At 62.6% G+C, this 18,172-nt stretch carries 16 protein-coding genes; 10 read left to right on the forward strand and 6 right to left on the reverse strand.

The window, feature by feature from the left end; translation table 11 throughout:
- The first annotated feature begins 14 nt into the window (after positions 1–14).
- A complete protein-coding gene (locus tag AC1DXN_RS08765) occupies positions 15–779 on the forward strand; it encodes a pirin family protein (RefSeq protein ID WP_477241526.1) in 765 nt (254 codons plus the stop codon).
- 55 nt (positions 780–834) lie between these two features.
- Here AC1DXN_RS08765 and AC1DXN_RS08770 read toward each other — a convergent pair whose 3' ends face one another.
- Together AC1DXN_RS08770 and AC1DXN_RS08775 are read right to left on the reverse strand one after the other, a co-directional pair.
- Positions 835–1,698 carry a prephenate dehydratase gene (locus tag AC1DXN_RS08770; protein ID WP_477275511.1) on the reverse strand — a complete coding sequence of 288 codons (864 nt, stop codon included), beginning with the start codon at positions 1,696–1,698 and terminating at the stop codon, positions 835–837.
- A gap of 13 nt (positions 1,699–1,711) precedes the next feature.
- A complete protein-coding gene (locus AC1DXN_RS08775) occupies positions 1,712–2,440 on the reverse strand; it encodes a 3-deoxy-manno-octulosonate cytidylyltransferase (RefSeq protein ID WP_477275513.1) in 729 nt (242 codons plus the stop codon).
- 191 nt (positions 2,441–2,631) lie between these two features.
- On the opposite strand from AC1DXN_RS08775, the gene AC1DXN_RS08780 reads away from it, so the two are divergent.
- The 7 genes from AC1DXN_RS08780 to AC1DXN_RS08810 all read left to right on the forward strand — a co-directional run bounded on the left by AC1DXN_RS08780 (position 2,632) and on the right by AC1DXN_RS08810 (position 12,039).
- Positions 2,632–3,279 (forward strand): c-type cytochrome, encoded by a 648-nt coding sequence (locus AC1DXN_RS08780; protein ID WP_477275515.1) that lies wholly within the window; start codon positions 2,632–2,634, stop codon positions 3,277–3,279.
- A 155-nt stretch (positions 3,280–3,434) separates the two neighbouring features.
- On the forward strand, positions 3,435–5,309 hold the full coding sequence (locus tag AC1DXN_RS08785) for an extracellular solute-binding protein (RefSeq protein WP_477275517.1): 1,875 nt from the start codon (positions 3,435–3,437) through the stop codon (positions 5,307–5,309).
- A complete protein-coding gene (locus AC1DXN_RS08790) occupies positions 5,309–7,177 on the forward strand; it encodes an extracellular solute-binding protein (RefSeq protein WP_477275519.1) in 1,869 nt (622 codons plus the stop codon). Before AC1DXN_RS08785 ends, AC1DXN_RS08790 begins: the two co-directional genes overlap by 1 nt.
- 30 nt (positions 7,178–7,207) lie before the next feature.
- Complete coding sequence (locus AC1DXN_RS08795) at positions 7,208–8,302, forward strand: microcin C ABC transporter permease YejB (protein ID WP_477275521.1); 1,095 nt, start codon at positions 7,208–7,210, stop codon at positions 8,300–8,302.
- Positions 8,302–9,441 carry an ABC transporter permease gene (locus AC1DXN_RS08800; RefSeq protein WP_477275523.1) on the forward strand — a complete coding sequence of 380 codons (1,140 nt, stop codon included), beginning with the start codon at positions 8,302–8,304 and terminating at the stop codon, positions 9,439–9,441. The genes AC1DXN_RS08795 and AC1DXN_RS08800 overlap by 1 nt, the downstream gene beginning before the upstream one ends.
- Positions 9,438–11,069, forward strand: a complete 1,632-nt coding sequence (locus tag AC1DXN_RS08805; RefSeq protein WP_477275525.1) for an ABC transporter ATP-binding protein — start codon at positions 9,438–9,440, stop codon at positions 11,067–11,069. The genes AC1DXN_RS08800 and AC1DXN_RS08805 overlap by 4 nt, the downstream gene beginning before the upstream one ends.
- Positions 11,070–11,097: 28 nt before the next feature.
- Complete coding sequence (locus tag AC1DXN_RS08810) at positions 11,098–12,039, forward strand: 2-hydroxyacid dehydrogenase (protein ID WP_477241508.1); 942 nt, start codon at positions 11,098–11,100, stop codon at positions 12,037–12,039.
- 8 nt (positions 12,040–12,047) lie between these two features.
- Here the strand turns inward: AC1DXN_RS08810 and AC1DXN_RS08815 are convergent, their stop codons facing one another.
- The 3 genes from AC1DXN_RS08815 to AC1DXN_RS08825 form a co-directional block, all read right to left on the reverse strand.
- A complete protein-coding gene (locus AC1DXN_RS08815) occupies positions 12,048–12,575 on the reverse strand; it encodes a P-loop NTPase family protein (RefSeq protein WP_477275527.1) in 528 nt (175 codons plus the stop codon).
- Positions 12,576–12,637: 62 nt separating this feature from the next.
- Positions 12,638–12,997: a hypothetical protein gene (locus AC1DXN_RS08820; protein ID WP_477275529.1), complete on the reverse strand. Its 360-nt coding sequence runs from the start codon at positions 12,995–12,997 to the stop codon at positions 12,638–12,640.
- Between the two features lie 111 nt (positions 12,998–13,108).
- Positions 13,109–14,029, reverse strand: a complete 921-nt coding sequence (locus tag AC1DXN_RS08825; protein ID WP_477275531.1) for a class I SAM-dependent DNA methyltransferase — start codon at positions 14,027–14,029, stop codon at positions 13,109–13,111.
- 107 nt (positions 14,030–14,136) lie between these two features.
- Between AC1DXN_RS08825 and AC1DXN_RS08830 the strand changes: the two genes are divergently transcribed.
- Both AC1DXN_RS08830 and AC1DXN_RS08835 read left to right on the forward strand, forming a co-directional pair.
- The gene (locus AC1DXN_RS08830; RefSeq protein ID WP_477275533.1) at positions 14,137–15,144 is read left to right on the forward strand and encodes a ligase-associated DNA damage response exonuclease; all 1,008 of its coding nucleotides are present in this window, start codon (positions 14,137–14,139) and stop codon (positions 15,142–15,144) included.
- 3 nt (positions 15,145–15,147) lie between these two features.
- Positions 15,148–16,743 (forward strand): cisplatin damage response ATP-dependent DNA ligase, encoded by a 1,596-nt coding sequence (locus AC1DXN_RS08835; protein ID WP_477275535.1) that lies wholly within the window; start codon positions 15,148–15,150, stop codon positions 16,741–16,743.
- On the opposite strand, the gene AC1DXN_RS08840 is transcribed toward AC1DXN_RS08835, so the two are convergent.
- Entirely contained in the window at positions 16,740–17,918 is a 1,179-nt protein-coding gene (locus AC1DXN_RS08840) for a hypothetical protein (RefSeq protein ID WP_477275537.1), read from the reverse strand. The genes AC1DXN_RS08835 and AC1DXN_RS08840 overlap by 4 nt on opposite strands.
- Positions 17,919–18,172: the final 254 nt, after the last annotated feature.

Consider the following 18,172-nt stretch of genomic DNA (forward strand, 5'->3'; position numbering starts at 1 on the left):
AGGGAGCAAGGAACATGGCCATGGAAGCAACCGCCATCAAAGGGACCGGCGTCATCTCGCCGGATACCCATCTGGTCAGGGCCTCCGGCCCGTTCCAGCTCCGCCGAATCCGCCCGGGTATTTCGCTGGGGCAACGCGATGATTCGGGTTTCGGCGGGCTTGGAATTATCGACCACGCCCGGCTGCAGCCCGGCCTCGTCGTCCGGATGCACGAACATCGCAACGACGAGATCATCAGCTACATGCGCTCGGGCCGCATGCGCCACACCGATTCCGCTGGCAGGAGCGAAGTCATATCGCCCGATCGGTTGATGGTGATGAACGCAGGCCGCGGCTTCTCGCACGAAGAGGAAGTGGTCGGCGACGATCCGATCGAGATGCTGCAGATCTTCGTCCGGCCCGAGGCGGCGAACCTGGAACCGGGCGTTCAGTTCATCAATCTCGCTGACGGCAAGCGAAACGATCGATGGCGGCTGCTGGCCGGGCCGATCGGATCGGCAGCGCCGAGCTTCATTCGCCAGGCCATCACCCTCTACGATGCCCACCTGTCGGCGGGCAGGCATGTCGACCTGCCGTCAAGGCCCGGTTTCGATCGCTGGCTCTACGTTTTTCGCGGCAAGGTTTCAGTGGGACAACAGGAGGCCGCAACGCACACAGCGGTCATGATCGGCGCGGATGAGACCGCACTCCCCGTGACGGCGACCATGGACTCGGATGTCGTTGTCTTTCTCGTCGATCGATCCGCGAATTTTTCCCGCGAGGGAACGATCAGCGGTTGAGTGACCGGACCAGGCGCTGTTGAGTGCCCAGGCCGGAGGGTGAACCTCAGCAGGCCTAGTCCGCGACTTTCCATTCCTCGCGCGAGTTGGCGGCGGGATAGACACCCAGGATCCGCATTTCGCGGGAGAAGAAGCGCAGCTCCTCAAGTGCCAGTTTCACCAGCGGATCATCGGGATGACCCTCGATATCGGCATAGAACAGCGTCGCCGTGAAGGCACCGAGCTGATAGCTCTCCAGCTTGGTCATGTTGATGCCGTTGGTGGCGAAACCGCCCATCGCCTTGTAGAGCGCGGCCGGCACGTTGCGGACGCGGAAGATGAAGGTCGTCATCATCTTGGTGTCGGGCGACGGACGCTCGGCCCATTGCTTGTTCTTGGTCAGGACGACGAAGCGGGTGACGTTGCTATCGGTGTCCTCGACATTTTCCTCGATGATGTCGAGCCCATAGAGCGTCGCGGCCAGCGCCGGCGCCAGCGCCGCCATGGTGCGATCCTTGACCTCGGCGACCAGCTTGGCGGCACCCGCGGTATCGCCGGCGACGATCGCCTTCCAGCCATTCTTGCGGATGTATTTGCGGCATTGGCCGAGCGCATGGATGTGGCTGTGCACGGTCTTGATCTCGTCGCGCTTGACGCCCGGCAGCACCATCAGCTGGAAATGGATCGGCAGGAAATATTCGCCGACGATGTGCAGCTTCGATTCCGGCAACAAATGGTGGATGTCGGCGACGCGCCCGGCAATGGTGTTCTCGATCGGGATCATGGCCAGATCAGCCTTGCCGGTCTCGACGGCGTTGAACGCATCCTCGAAGGTCGGGCACGGCAACGGCTCCATCGAGGGATAGACGTTGCGGGAGGCGGTGTCGGAATTGGCGCCCGGCTCGCCCTGGAAGGATATTCTGTTGGTCTTTTCAGGCATGACGCAAAATTTCTCAGGTTGAAAGGATCGATCTGGCGCGTTCGAGATCGTGCGGCGTGTCGACGCCCAGCGGCAGCGACTGGACGATCTCGGCGTCGATGCGCATGCCGGCTTCCAGCGCCCGCAACTGCTCCAGCCGCTCGCGCCGCTCCAGCGGCGATGGCTTCAGCGCAACGAAGCGCTCGAGCGCTGCGCGGCGATAGGCATAGAGGCCGATGTGATGATAGAGGGGCCCGTCGCCCCAGGGGGCGGTGGCGCGGGTGAAATAGAGCGCCTTGAGCCGCGTCGAAGACAGCGGCGAGCCGACGATCTTGACGACGTTCGGGTTGGTCTTTTCCTCGTCGCGGACGATCTCGACGCCGAGCGTGGCGATGTCCACGGCCGCATCCTCGAACGGCTTCAGCGACGCGCCGATGATCTCAGGGTCGATGGTCGGCAGGTCACCCTGGACATTGACGATGGTTTCGACCTTGCGGCCGGGGTCGAGCGCGGTCAGCGCCTCGAAGATACGGTCCGAACCCGACTCATGGTCCATCCGCGTCATCACCGCCTCGAAACCGTGCGCGCGCACCGCTTCGGCCACGCTTTGCGTGTCGGTTGCCACCACCACCCGGCCAAGCCCGGCCTCGGCGGCGCGGCGGGCGACATGGACGATCATCGGCGCGCCGGCAATGTCGGCCAACGGCTTGCCCGGCAGGCGGGTCGAGGCCATGCGGGCCGGGATGAGGATGAGCGTGGACATGAAGTCAGCAGGCGTTCGAAAAGAGGAGGGGGAAAGTGGCAAAAGGTCTCACTGGAAGCGCCCTTATAGGTGTTGCAACGCCTGAGCAAAAGACCTAGTTTCCGCCCGATTTGACCGGCTCCGCGGGGTGGGTCACGATACCGACGGACGCGTGGACGGAGAGGTCCGCCGGAAAAGGGAGCCTGGGGCGTATGGATTCCAACGAAGTCAACAAACTGCTCGCCGGATTGCTGGGAACTTGTTTCGTGGTCTTCTCGGTCGGTTTGGTGTCCGACGCACTGTTCGCCTCGCCTGCGCCGGAAAAGCCTGGCTTCGCCATCGAGGCGGCAGAGCCGGCTGAAGGCGGCCCGGCCGCCCCTGCCGAAGCGGCCAAGCCGATCGCCGATCTCTTGGCCACCGCCAATGTCGAGCAAGGTGCTGCCGTCTTCAAGAAATGCCAGGCCTGCCATTCCGGCGAAAAGGGCGGCCCCAACAAGGTCGGTCCCGATCTGTGGGACCTGATCGACCGTCCGGTGGCCGAGCATGAGGGCTTTGCCTATTCGGCCGGCATGAAGGAGTTCTCCAAGGGCGGCACCGAGAAGTGGACCTACGACAACATCAACCACTTCATCACCTCGCCGAAGAAGTTCGTGAAGGGCACGGCGATGGGGTTCGCCGGCCTGCCCAAGGACGAGGATCGCGCCAACGTCATCGCCTATCTGCGCACGCTGTCGGACAGCCCGAAGCCGCTGCCGGCACCGGGTGCGGCCGCCGACGCAACGGCGCCGGCCAAGCCAGCGGAAGGTGCAGCCCCCGCCAAGCCGGCCGAAGCTGCCGCGCCGGCGGCGCCTGCCAAATAACGAAATTGTAATAGACACTTCCTTGAAAAAGCCGGGTTCAGCCCGGCTTTTTTGTTAGGGATGATGCATTTGCGGCGACAAAGCCGGTCTGTCGCGGTTTTCACGGACGTCAAATCATCTAGACTGTCCGCGAACGCACCGCAGAGAGGAAACGCATGACGGTTGGCCGGACGCTTTTCAGATCGATGCTGATCGTGGCCACGCTCGCCGGCGGCCTGCAGGCGGCCTCCTCTGACGAATGGCGGACTTCCTCCTCGCTGATCGGCGAGTCCAAATACGGCGACAATTTCCAGCACTACGACTACGTCAACCCGGACGCGCCAAAGGGTGGCACGCTGAATTCGGTGGTGTTGGGCACGTTTGACAGCTTCAACCCGTTCATTGCTCGCGGCACCCCTGCCGCAGGGTTGAACTATCAGGGCGGCCTGCTCTACCAGTCGCTGATGGCGAAATCCATTGACGAGGGTAGCACCAACCACCCCGAAATCGCCGAGGCCTACAAGTACCCGGAAGATTTCTCATCTGCGACGTATCGGCTCGACCCGCGCGCCAGATGGCACGATGGCCAGCCGATCACCGTCGATGACGTGATCTGGTCATTCAATTTCCTGAAAAAGGAAAGCCCGCAGTTCAACCGCTATTTTGCCAATGTCACGGAAGCGGTCGCCGTTTCAGATCGGGAAGTCGAGTTCCGCTTTGACCAAAAAGGCAATCGTGAGCTGCCACTGATCATGGCGGATGTGGTGGTGCTGCCGAAACACTGGTGGGAAGGCACCGACGCCAACGGCAAGAAGCGCGACATCACCCAGCCAAGCCTCGAAATCCCGCTCGGCTCAGGGCCTTACAAGATCGAGAGTTTCAAACCTGGCTCGGAAGTCGTCTGGCGGCGGGTCCCCGATTACTGGGCGGCGAGCCTTGGCATCAATGTGGGGCGTAACAATTTCGACCGCGAACGGTTTACCTATATCCTCGACGACAATGCCGCCTGGCAGGCCTTCACCAAAGGCGGGTTCGAAGACATCAACCGCGAGTACAGCTCGCGCAAATGGGCGACGGCCTATACCTTCCCGGCAATCCAGGCCGGCGACGTCATCAAGAAGGACTTCCAGAGCCAGTCGCCACAGCCGATGCAGGGCTTCGTACTCAACCAGCGGCGGCCGCTGTTCCAGGACCGCCTGGTGCGGGAGGCACTGACCTTGCCGTTCGATTTCGAGACGATGAATCGTACCCTGTTCTTCGGTTTCAACACCCGTACATCAAGCTATTTCCAGGGCACCGAATTGGCGTCGAGCGGGCTGCCACAAGGCAAGGAGCTGGAAATCCTCGAGCCGTATCGCGACAAGCTGCCGCCCGAACTCTTCACGGAGGACTTCAAGCTGCCCGTCTACGATACGCCGCAAGCGGAACGGAAGTACCTCAAACAGGCGGTCGATCTCTTTGCAAAGGCCGGCTGGGTGATCAAGGGGGGCAAGATGGTCAACGCCAAGACCGGCGAGCCGTTCAAGTTCGAAATCCTCGGCTGGAACGACACCGACCAGGTGATCGCCAGCCCCTATATGGCCAATCTGCGCAAGATAGGCATCGACGCTACACTGCGCATCGTCGATCAGTCCCAGTACATCAACCGCGTCACCAATTTCGATTTTGACGTTGTCACGGGCCTGTTCGGCCAATCGGATTCGCCCGGCAACGAGCAGCGCGAATTCTGGGGCTCGAAGGCTGCCGACACGCACGGCTCACGCAACCTGGTGGGCATCAAGGATCCGATTGTCGATGCGCTGGTAGACCGCATCATCTTCGCCACCGACCGCGACGATCTCGTCGCCGCCACCCATGCGCTCGATCGGGTTCTGTTGTGGAGCTATTATGTCGTGCCGCAATGGCACCGCCCGGTGGTGTGGCTGGCCTACTGGAACAAGTTCGGCATCCCCGACAAGCAGCCCGCCTATATCGGCGCCGACACCGATTCCTGGTGGATCATTCCCGAGAAGGAAAAGGCGTTGGCGGCCAAATACAAGGGCGGAAATTGATGGCGGTGCTGCCCCGCCGTGACTTCCTGGCCTTGGGCGGCGCTGTAGCCGCCGTTGCGCTTCTGCCAGGTCGAGCCTTCGCCACCATCCCGACCAGCGTGAAGCTGCACGGCCTGTCGGCCTTCGGCGATCTGAAATACAAGCCTGACTTCACGCATTTCGACTATGTGAACGTTGACGCGCCGCAAGGCGGCACCTTCAATTTCTCGCCGCCCAACTGGGGTTACAACCAGAGCCCTTTGACCTTCAACACGCTGAACTCTTTCTCGGTCAAGGGCGACGCGCCGCCACGCATGGGGATGTGCTTCGATTCCCTCATGACAAGGGCGTTGGACGAGCCGGACGCCGTCTATGGCCTGATCGCCGATGGCGTGACGATTGCTGATGACCGCAACAGCTTCGAGTTTTCGCTCAGGCCTGAAGCACGCTTCCACGATGGCACGCCGCTGACCGCCGAAGACGCCGCCTTCAGCTTCAAGCTGTTCAAGGACAAGGGCCATCCCGACCTGTCGCTATCGCTGACGCATCTCGAGGATGCGGTTGCCGTCGGTCCCCACACGCTACGACTGACCTTTTCCGGCAAGCAGTCGGCTCGTACCATCCTGAATATCGTCGAGTTCCCAATTCTGTCGAAGGCCTTTTACACCGCCAATCCCTTCGATTCCTCGCAACTGAACCCACCGCTCGGCTGCGGCGCCTACAAGGTCGGGCGCTGGTCGGCGGGAGCCTGGATCGAATATGAGCGCGTGGCTGACTATTGGGGCAAGGATCTACCCGTCAATCGCGGCCAGAACAATTTCGAACGTATCCGCATCGAGTTCTATCAGGACCGCACGGCCGGCTTCGAAGCCTTCAAGAAAGGCGAGATCACCTACCGGGAGGAATTCACCTCGCGCGTCTGGGCGACGGCTTACGATTTTCCAGCCTTCACCGCCGGCAAGGTGATCAAGCACGAATTCCCCGCCGAGACATTGCCGTCCATGCAGGCCACCGCGGTCAACCAAAGGCGCGAACATTTTCGCGATTCACGCGTGCGGCAAGCGATCGCACTTTGCTTCGACTTCGAATGGACGCGGCGCAATTTCTTCTACGGGTCCTACGAGCGCTCGCAATCCTGCTTCGAGAAATCGGACTTTCGCGCCGAAGGACTGCCATCGCCGCAAGAGCTCGCTTTGCTGGAACCGCTGCGCGACCAGCTTCCGGTGGAAGTCTTCGGCGAAGCCGTCGTGCAGACGGTCTCCGACGGCTCCGGCCGCGACCGGAAACTGCTGGGCAAGGCGGCGAAGCTTCTGGCCGAGGCCGGCTGGAAGCGGTCCGGCGATTTCGTCGCCAACGACAAGGGCGAAAGGCTTTCGGCCGAATTCCTGGTCGACGACGAAACCTTCGTGCAGGTCTACTCACCCTGGGTTGCCAATATGAAGGCCGTCGGCATCGATGCCACCATCCGGCTGGTCGATTCAGCGCAATACCAGCTACGGCAATCGACCTTCGACTTCGACCTGATCTCGGCCGCCTTCTCGTTTTCGGCGACGCCGACCCGCGACGATCTCGAAATCTTCTTCCATTCGAGCACGGCAAAAGTGTCGGGCTCGCGCAACCTGTCGGGGGTATCAAGCCCCGCCATCGACGCACTCATCGACGCCGTCGGCGCCACCAAGGATCGTGAAAGCTTGACGGTTGCGGTCCGGGCGCTCGACCGGGCCTTGCGTGCGCGGCGTGATTGGATTCCTAGTTGGTTCCTGGCGAATCACCGAAGCGCCTATTGGGACATGTTCGGCTTTCCCGAGCAGAAACCCGATTTCGGCTTTCCGGTCGAAGCGCTGTGGTGGTTGGACAAGGGCAAGGCGGCAAAGATTGGCAAAGGCTGAGATGTTCGCCCAGCGAGGGCAGAGAGCCTGATGGGCGCTTATATACTGCGCCGCATCCTGCTGATGATCCCGACCCTGTTCGGCATCATGGCGGTGTCCTTCGCGGTCGTCCAGTTCGCACCGGGTGGACCGGTCGAGCAGGTCATCGCCAAGCTGACCAACCAGGGCGGCAGCGATCGTCTCGGCAGCGGCGGCGGCGATTCGGGCGGCGCCAATTTCGATCCGGCCGGCGACGTCGGTTCGAAATACCGCGGCGCGCAAGGGCTCGATCCTGAATTCATCAAAAAACTGGAAAAGCAATTCGGCTTCGACAAGCCGCCGCTCGAACGCTTCGGCCTGATGCTGTGGAACTATGCGCGCTTCGATTTCGGCGACAGCTATTTCCGCGACATTTCGGTGCTCGACCTGATCCTGGAAAAGATGCCGGTGTCGATTTCGATCGGGCTCTGGATCACGCTTCTGTCCTACCTGATCTCGATTCCGCTCGGCATCCGCAAGGCGGTCAAGGACGGCACGCCCTTCGACATATGGACCAGCGGCGTCGTCATTGTCGGCTACGCCATTCCTGGCTTCCTGTTTGGCATCATGCTGATGGTGCTGTTTGCCGGCGGATCGTTCTGGGACTGGTTTCCGCTGCGCGGAATCACCTCCGACAATTGGGACCAGCTGTCCTGGTCAGGCAAGATTCTGGACTATTTCTGGCACATGACCTTGCCGCTGACCGCGCTGGTGCTGTCGGCCTTCGCCACCACCACGCTTTTGACCAAGAATTCGTTCCTCGAGGAAATCCGCAAACAGTATGTGGTGACCGCACGCGCCAAGGGCCTGTCGGAGCGGCAGGTGCTCTACGGCCATGTCTTCCGCAACGCCATGCTGATTGTCATCGCCGGCTTTCCCGGCGCCTTCATCTCGGCCTTTTTCACCGGCTCGCTGCTGATCGAGAATATCTTCTCCCTCGACGGCCTTGGCCTGCTTGGCTTCAAGTCGGTGATCGATCGCGACTATCCGGTGGTGTTCGCAAATCTCTACATCTTTTCGCTGCTCGGCCTGTTTGTCGGGCTCTTGTCCGACCTGATCTACACCTGGGTCGACCCTCGCATCGACTTCGAGCGGAGAGACGTCTGATGGCGCAAGCTGCCACAGATACGGTGCCGGCGCGGATACCCCGGCCATGGCTGTCGCCGCTCAACCAGCGGCGCCTGCAGAATTTCAGAGCCAACCGGCGCGGCTACTGGTCGTTGTGGATTTTTCTTGTCCTGTTCGTGCTGTCGCTGTTTTCCGAACTGATCGCCAACGACAAACCAATCATCGTCTCCTACAAGGGCGAGATCCTGTTTCCGGTGCTGGTCGCCTACCCGGAAGAAACGTTCGGCGGCTTCTATGCCGTCACCGACTATCGCGATCCGGTCATCCAGGACGAGATCAATGGCAATGGCTGGATGATCTGGCCGCCGGTGCGCTACTCCTACCAGACCGTCAACAACGCCATTCCCGAGGCAGCCCCCACCAAGCCATCCTGGCTCTATGATGCCAAGACACGCTGCAACCAGTATCCGCAAGGTGCTGCCGACCCCAACTGCGTCGTCGGCAACTGGAACTGGCTCGGCACCGACGACCAGGCGCGCGACGTGCTGGCGCGCGTCATTTATGGGTTCAGAATCTCGGTGCTGTTCGGGCTGATCCTGACGCTGGGCTCGGCACTGATCGGCGTCGCGGCCGGTGCGGTGCAAGGTTATTTCGGCGGCTGGACGGATCTTCTGTTCCAGCGCTTCATCGAAATCTGGTCGGCGATCCCGGTGCTCTATCTGCTGCTGATCGTCGCCGCCATCCTGCCGCCCGGCTTCTTCATCCTGCTCGGGCTGATGCTCTTGTTCTCCTGGGTGGCGCTGGTCGGCGTGGTGCGGGCCGAGTTCCTGCGCGCCCGCAATTTCGAATATGTCAACGCCGCGCGCGCGCTCGGCGTACCTAACCACACCATCATGTTCCGGCATCTCTTGCCCAACGCCATGGTGGCGACGCTGACCTTCCTGCCCTTCCTGCTCTCAGGCTCGATCTCGACGCTGACCTCGCTCGACTATCTCGGCTTCGGCCTGCCGCCCGGCTCTGCCTCGCTCGGTGAATTGTTGAAGCAGGCGCAGCGCAATCTCAACGCGCCGTGGCTGGGCATTTCCGGCTTCGTCGTCATTTCGCTGATGCTGTCGTTGCTGGTCTTCGTCGGCGAAGCGACCCGCGACGCTTTCGACCCGCGCAAGGCGTTCCGATGAGCGACGCCCCTCTCCTTTCCGTCCGCGATCTCAGCGTCGCCTTCACGCAAGGCGGCAACCAGTCGATGGCCGTCGACCACATCTCCTTCGATCTCGCCAAGGGCGAGACAGTTGCACTGGTCGGCGAATCCGGCTCCGGCAAATCGGTCTCGGCGCTGTCGGTGCTGAAGCTGTTGCCCTATCCAACGGCCAGCCATCCCTCAGGCAAGATCCTGTTCCAGGGCGCCGACCTGCTGGCGATGAACGAGAAGCAATTGCGCAGCGTGCGCGGCAACAAGATCACCATGATCTTCCAGGAGCCGATGACCTCGCTCAATCCGCTGCACACGATCGAGCAGCAGATTGTCGAGATCCTGAAACTGCATCAGGGCATGGCTGATCGCCCGGCACGCGCGCGCACGCTGGAACTGCTGAGCGAGGTCGGCATCCGCGATCCGCAAAAACGGCTCGACGCCTATCCGCACCAGCTTTCCGGCGGTCAGCGCCAGCGCGTCATGATCGCCATGGCGCTGGCCAACGAGCCTGAGTTGCTGATCGCCGACGAACCGACGACGGCGCTCGACGTCACCGTGCAGGCGCAGATCCTCGAATTGCTGGCGGGGCTGAAGAGCCGCAAGGGCATGTCGATGTTGTTCATCACCCACGATCTCGGCATCGTCCGGAAAATCGCCGACCGCGTCTGCGTGATGACCAAGGGCAAGATCGTCGAGACCGGGCCGACGAAAGAGATCTTCGCCAACCCCCAGCACGCCTATACCAAGCACCTCCTGGCGGCCGAGCCGAAAGGCAAGCCGCCGGCCGCCAACGCTGCCGCCAAGCCGGTGATGACGGGCCACGACATAAAAGTCTGGTTTCCGATCAAGAAAGGCTTCTTCCGCACTACCGTCGACAATGTGAAAGCGGTCGACGGTATCGACGTCACTGTGCGCGCCGGCCAGACGCTTGGCGTCGTCGGTGAATCCGGTTCGGGCAAGACGACGCTCGGCCTGGCGCTGGCGAGGATGATCTCGTCGACCGGAACCATTCAGTTCAATGGACGCGACATCAACAAGCTGACCTTCAACGCCATGCGACCGCTGCGGCGCGAGTTGCAGATCGTCTTCCAGGACCCGTTCGGATCGCTCAGCCCGCGCATGTCCATCTCGGAGATTATCGAGGAAGGGCTGAAGATCCATGAGCCGAAGCTGTCGCCGGATCAGCGAGACGTGAGGGTGGTCGACGTGCTCGGCGAAGTCGGCCTCGATGCCGCCACCCGCAACCGCTATCCGCATGAATTCTCCGGCGGCCAGCGCCAGCGCGTCGCCATCGCGCGCGCCATGGTGCTCAATCCGCGCTTCGTCATGCTGGACGAGCCGACCTCGGCGCTCGACATGAGCGTGCAGGCGCAAGTCGTCGACCTTTTGCGCAGCCTGCAGGCAAAGCACGACCTCGCCTACCTCTTCATCAGCCACGACCTGAAAGTCATCCGAGCCCTTGCCAACGACGTCATCGTCATGCGCAATGGCAGGATCGTCGAAGCCGGCCCGTCCGAACAGATTTTCGAGCGGCCGCAGACCGACTATACCAAGGCGTTGATCTCGGCCGCCTTCAGAATCGAGACGGCGCCGGTTGGCATCGTCAGCGAGTAGACTGCGCAAGAGGGAATAGAACCCGAAGATGGAAAAAGGCCGCATCCTGCTTGCCGTTACCGGCTTTCATCCGCAGCGCTGGCGCGAACTTTTGTCGGCCGAACGCGAGGTGGTGCTCGAGCCGGACGGCGCCAGCGATCCGTCGATCACCTATGCGGTGGTGTGGAAGCAGAAGCCGAACCTTCTGGCGTCGCTGCCCAATCTGCGCGCCATCTTCTCGATCGGCGCCGGCGTCGACCATATCTTCGCCGACCCCGGCCTGCCCAAGGTGCCGATCGTCAAGGTCGTCGCCGACAACCTCACCCAGTACATGACCGAATATGTCGTCTGGCGGGTGCTCGATCATCACCGCCAGGGCATGCTCTACCGGTCGCAGCAGCCGAAGAAGATCTGGCACGAGCCGCCGCAGCGGCCGGCCGGCGACATTTCGGTCGGCATTATGGGGCTCGGCAATCTCGGCCGCGCGGCGGCGTCGGTGCTATTGTCGCTCGGCTTTCCGGTCAATGGCTGGTCGCGCACGGACCGGCCGATGAAAGGTGTCTCGACCTATGCGGGAGAGGCCGGGCTGGTTCCCTTCCTCAATGCCACCGACATCCTGGTGGTGCTGTTGCCGCTGACGCCCGACACGAAAGGCATCATCAATCATGGCGTGCTGAAGGAGTTGCGCAAGCGCAATGGCCTTGGCGGCGCGGTGCTGATCAATGCCGGGCGCGGCCGGCTGCAAAAAGATGCCGACATTTTGCGCGCGCTGGACGACGGCACGCTGAAGGAAGCGAGCCTCGATGTGTTCGAGGTCGAGCCGCTGCCGAAGACCAGTCCGCTCTGGGGCCATCCGAAAGTGTTCGTGACCCCGCACGCGGCGGCGACCTCCGATCCTGTGCATCTGGTACCGATCATGCTTCGGCAGATGGCAGCCTATGAGCGCGGCGAAAAGCTCGACAATCTGGTCGATCGCGACGCGGGGTACTAGCCGAGCCTTCACTTGGCCAGGTCCCAGTCCCGGAAACTCTTCTTGATTGCCCGCAGCGACGACAGCTGCAGCTTTGGCAGATCGAGCTCTGCGAACATTGCCCGGTATCGTTTGCGATTTTTCGGTGTGATCACGGCAATGTGGTGGATCATGTCCCATTTGATGCTGTCGCGCCCGCCTTCCAGGCCGCCGCGCCTTTCTTTTTCGAACAGCGTTCGCCTGACATAGCGCAGCAGACTAAGCGGCGTGGAGATATCCAGCAGGATCAGCCCCGTCGCCCGCTGAGAGCGCTGCGGCATGCCGATCGCGTAATTTCCATCCATCACCCAGCGTTCGCCGGCGATTGCCGTGTCATGCAGAGCCATAAATTCGCTCTTGGGACGCTGTTCCCAATCCGTGTTCGGAAGATGGAAGAGCAGATCGAGATGAACGACCTCCAGATTGCGCTTGCGGGCAATCGCGTCGGCAAGGGTCGACTTGCCGCTGTTGGACGGCCCGAGGATACAGATGCGGTTCCCCAGCTCCGAGAGATCCATCCGATCGTGCCCTAAGAGGTAGCTTGTTGCCTGCTATTCTCGACCGCTGACGGCTTGGGATCTCAGCTGGGGAGAGCGAACTTCTTCTGCTTGCCCGGCTTACCGCAATCGCGGCGGTCAATCGAGCGGTTCATGGCGTCGATCCTACCGGTTGCCTGGTCGATATCGCGCTTGTTCTTCGAGCGCATATCCGGCGTGAACGGACCAAAGCCCAAAGCCGGATTGGAGAAGGTCGGCTTGGCATCCACCGCCAAATGATATTGCTGCGCCAGGCCGTTTCGCTGCGCCAGCAATTGATCGCAAGGCACGGTGTCGAACTGCAGCGAGGATTCGACATTGGCATCCTGCCGCTCGGACATCGATGAGCCCATGCAGCCGGCCATCGCCAGGCAAGACGCCAAGACCATCATGTTCCAGCGCATTGGTTTTGCTCCTGCGGATGTCCGCCCCCTGTCATCCGCGCATGCGATTCGGGCTTTTTCACAGCAAAGGAGGCGGGACGGCACCGCGGCTTTGGTCACCATTGTGAGCATTCAGCCCGTGCTGATTTTCCCTGCCACCACCACCAGCCCTTCGACCGCCTGACGGCGATCCTGCCGGATGGTTTTTGCGTCCAGCGACAGGACCGAAAACCCGCTGGCGGCCAGAATCCGCCTGACATAGGGCTCCGAATGCGCAAAGCGGCGCGACGGCTGCAGCGCGAAATCGCCGGCCGGGTCTGCCAAACTCTCGACCGAGAACGCAAGCAGACCGTCGCTGGCCAGCAGCCCGGCAATCGTCTTCAGCATGGCTTCGAGCCCGCCGACATAGATGAACACGTCGGCCACCGTCACCAGATCGGCTTTTGGGCCGGCATAGGAAAAATCCCGCAGGTCGGCCTTGCCCAGAAAATCGTAGATGGCTTTGGCTCGCGCCTTTCTCAGCATGCTGGCCGAGATATCGTAGCCCTCCAGCCGGTCTGCGATCGGCCGCAGCCTTTGCCCCATCAACCCGGTGCCGCAGCCGAGATCGAGCGCCAGCGAGAAGCGGCTCGGCCTTGCCGTCCGAATGGCCTGATCGAGAAACTCCGGCAAGCGGTAGCCGAGTTTCTCGACCAGCGATTGATCGAACGTCTCGGCATAGTGGTCGAACAGCGTCTCGACGAAGGCGCTGGGGAGTGCGTCGGTCGCCGGCGCCTTGCCGATCAATTGCAAATTGAGCGACGCACCCTGGCGATCCGTCGGGTCCAGCTGCAACGACATCGTCCAGGCTTGCGCCGCCAGACTCGGAGCGCCCGCCGCTTGCTGCATCTCGCCGAGGCGGAACCAGCCCATCGCCCATTGCGGCGTCAGTTCCAGGGCGCCAAGCAGCAATTCTGCGGCTGCCGCATGATCGCCATCGGCGTGCAGCATCTCGGCATAGTCGGCGCGACGATCGGCGTTCAAGTCGCCGGACGAGGCCTGTAGCGGTTTCATGGCGATGGGTCCTGCCGGCAAACGAAGCCGGCTGTGCCGTGTATGCGGGAGTCAGCAGTGACTTACAACAGGCTTCCCGCGCCGGAATTAGTGCCTATCTTGCACCCATGCGCGCCAGCGACCTGCTTCATCCCCGGCCGGAAGGCCTGTATTGCCCGCCCGGCGATTTCTTCATCGACCCGGTGCGGCCGGTCAACCGGGCGCTGATCACGCACGGCCATTCCGACCATGCCCGCTCCGGCCACCGCTCGGTGCTGGCGACCCAGCAGACGCTCGACATTATGGGGCAGCGCTATGGCGAGGATTTTGCCGAGGCAACACAAGCCGCCGCGTTCGGCGAGACGATCGCGCTGAACGGTGTCACGGTCACCTTTTATCCCGCCGGCCATGTGCTCGGCTCGGCGCAGATCGCGGTCGAGTACCAGGGCAGGCGCATCGTCGCATCCGGTGACTACAAGCGGCAGAAGGACGCCACTTGCGCACCGTTCGAGCCGCTCAAATGCGACGTCTTCATCACCGAGGCGACCTTCGGCCTGCCGGTGTTCCGCCACCCGCCCGACACCGAAGAGATCGCCCGGCTGCTGAAGTCGGCCGCACAATTTCCCGAACGCTCGCATCTGGTCGGCGCCTATGCGCTGGGCAAGGCGCAGCGCGTGATGCGGCTGCTGCGCGATGCCGGCTATGACAAGCCGATCTACATCCACGGTGCGCTGGCCAAGCTCAGCGACTACTATCAGAGCCAGGGCATCGACCTCGGCACGCTGGAGCCGGCAACGGTGGAAGGCGGCAGGCAAGATTTCGCAGGCGCGATCGTCATCGGTCCACCCTCGGCCTTCGCCGACCGCTGGGCGCGGCGCTTTCCCGACCCGATCTCGTGCTTTGCTTCCGGCTGGATGCGCATCCGCCAGCGCGCCAAGCAAGGTGGCGTCGAACTGCCGCTGATCATATCCGACCATGCCGACTGGGACGAGCTGACCGCCACCATCAAGGAGACGGGCGCCGGCGAAATCTGGGTCACGCATGGCCGCGAGGAAGCGCTGGTGCGCTGGTGCGAACTCGAGGGCATTGCTGCCAGGCCGCTGCATCTCGTCGGCTATGAGGACGAGGGCGACTGAGGCATGAATCGCTTTGCCGAACTTCTCGACCGCCTGGTGCTGACGCCGTCGCGCAATGGCAAGCTGACACTGCTGACCGAGTATTTTCGCAGCGTCGAGGATCCGGATCGCGGGCTGGCGCTGGCGGCGATCACCGGCGATCTCTCGATCGCGGCGGTCAAGCCGGCGATGCTGCGCACGCTGGTCACCGAGCGTATGGACCCGGTGCTGTTCGGCTATTCCTACGACTATGTCGGCGATCTCGCCGAAACCGTGTCGCTGGTCTGGCCGCAATCACCGGCAAATATGCAGAACCGCGAGCCGACGCTTGGCGAGGTTGTCGAAAAGCTGCAGGCGGCGAGCCGTTCCGACGGGCCGAAGGTGCTGGCCAGACTGCTCGACAGCGCCAGCATTTCAGCGCGTTTTGCGATCATCAAACTGGTCACCGGCGGCCTGCGCATCGGCGTCTCGGCGCGGCTGGCGAAACAGGCGCTGGCCGAATTCGGCAAGGTCGAAATCGCCGAAATCGAGGAGCTGTGGCACGGGCTGACCCCACCCTATGCCGGGCTGTTCGCCTGGCTGGAAGGCAAGACTGAAAAGCCGGCGAGGACAGCGCTGGCGCTGTTCCGGCCGGTGATGCTGTCCAACCCGATTGGCGACGGCGATCTCGAAAAGCTCAACCCGGCCGACTATGCCGCCGAATGGAAATGGGACGGTATCCGCGTCCAGGCAACCTGCGAAGGCGGCGTTCGCCGGCTCTATTCGCGCACCGGCGACGATGTCTCCGGCGCCTTTCCGGATCTCGCCGAGGCTATGCATTTTTCCGCCGCCCTCGACGGCGAGCTGCTGGTTGGCGATCCCTCAGCAACCGGCACGTTTTCGGACCTGCAGCAGCGGCTGAACCGCAAGACGGTGACGCCGAAGATGCAGCAGCGATACCCTGCGTTCATGCGCTGCTACGACCTCCTGCAGATCGGCGACGAGGATCTGCGCGCCCAGTCGTTTCGCGAACGGCGCGGCCACCTTGAAGCCTTCGTCAAGACGCTCGATCCGAGCCGCTTCGATCTCTCGCCACTGGTCGACTTCACCGGCTGGCCGGCGCTGGAGGAAATGCGCCGGGCGCCGCCGCACCCAATCATCGAAGGCGTGATGCTGAAGCGCTGGGATTCGCCGTACGTCGCGGGACGGCCGAAAGGCCCGTGGTTCAAGTGGAAGCGCGATCCGCACACGGTCGACGCGGTGCTGATGTATGCGCAGCGCGGCCATGGCAAGCGCTCGAGTTTCTACTCCGACTATACGTTCGGTGTCTGGTCGGGGCCGGAGGGATCGGAGGAACTGGTGCCGGTCGGCAAGGCCTATTTCGGCTTCACCGACGAGGAACTGAAGCAGATCGACAAATATGTCCGCGACAACACGGTCGAGCGTTTTGGCCCGGTCCGCTCGGTGCGGGCCGACCGCAAGAACGGCCTGGTGCTGGAGGTGGCGTTCGAAGGGCTCAACCGCTCGACCCGGCACAAATCCGGCGTCGCCATGCGATTTCCCAGAATTTCGCGACTACGCTGGGACAAGCCGACCGCCGAGGCCGACCGCATCGAAACGCTGCAGGCGTTGTTGGACTAGGGCGCGATCGAGACGCGGATTTCGTAGATGTCGACTGCTTTGCCCTGCTTGTCAAAGTCGGAATTGATGGCGATGGTGCCGGCGGCACCCGGATGCTTCTGCGGGAATTGCACGTCGAACAGATATTCGTTGCGCTCCTGGCTGACCGCGTAGCGCTTGCGGCCACAATCGCCGAGATCGCCGAAATTGCAGTCGACGGAAATCTGCGTCTCCTTGCCCTCTTCGGAGCGGGCGAGGATATCGAACATGGCGTGTTTGCCGGCGAGTTTCTCCAGCACGCCTTGCCCGACATCGAAGGCGATGGCCGAGCCGGAGGCGCCGGAGCGGATGCGCAGGAAGGACCCGGTGTCGTCCTGCATCACCTCGGCCTTGGCGTCGGACGGCGCGCTGACATGCGTCGGATCGGCAGGCGAAAACACATTGATCCAGTCGCGCGCCTGATCGGCGGCGCCGGGTTTCTGCGGCGAGCCCGAGTCGGCCGGTGGCGTGAAATCGTCACCGTCGACCGTCGGCGGCGCCTCTGGCGGGGCCGTGTCGAGTTGGGCCGGCGTTTTGAAGACGCCGGTCTGGATGCCGAAATAGAGGCCGATGCCGGCGGCGGCGAGCAGAGTCACAGCGAGGAAGATCGCGGTCAGCGGCAAGCGGCGCCCCCTCACCCGCCTCTCGTCACGGTCGGGCGCCACCTCTGTCGCGGCTTCGGTGGGAGCTGAGGTGAACATGTCGATTTCCGGCACGCCGGGAAGAACCGCGTCGGGCATGATATCGGGGACGACCGGCAAGACGCGCGATTGCGGCGCGTCGGATGCCGGAGGTTGCACTGGCCCGTCGACAACGACCTCAGGCGACGGCGCGGGTTCGACAGCTTCGCCCACAGGTTCGGTGCTCGTGGGAAGTTCCACCGCGGGCGCAGCCGCGGCAGGTTCCGCTTGCGTGGCAGTTTCCGCCTGCGGCGCAACGTCGGCTACCGCCGGCAGATACTCGGATTCGATCTCGGTGATCTTGGCCTGCACCGCCTTGCGGCGCTTGATGGCGGCTTCCACCGTCACGCCGGGATTGGCCTGGAGGACGCGGTCAAGCGCGGCGAAGGCCGATCGATAGACCTTCTCGCGAAACGCCCGGTCCTCGGCATTGCCTTTTTCGAAGGCGTTGCGGATCGCTTTTTCGATCGCGTCCAAGCGAATTCCCTCTGCACGTTCGCTCACATCGCCATGATCGTTAGCCGCAGGCGACCAATCAATCAACGGGCGAGCGGCCGCATTCTGCCTCAGCAGGGCGTCCAAGGCCGATTTCGGAGGTTTTCGGCAAAGAAATCAACATATTTCGCCGATCTTGCCGGTGCGATCACGGACGAAGCGCCCGGCGACGGTCGCGTAGGCGTCAAGCGGACCGGTGTGCCGGCTCCTTTTGGACCGGCAGCCAGGGTCGGCAC

This window comes from Mesorhizobium sp. P2_H9, from assembly GCF_056403215.1.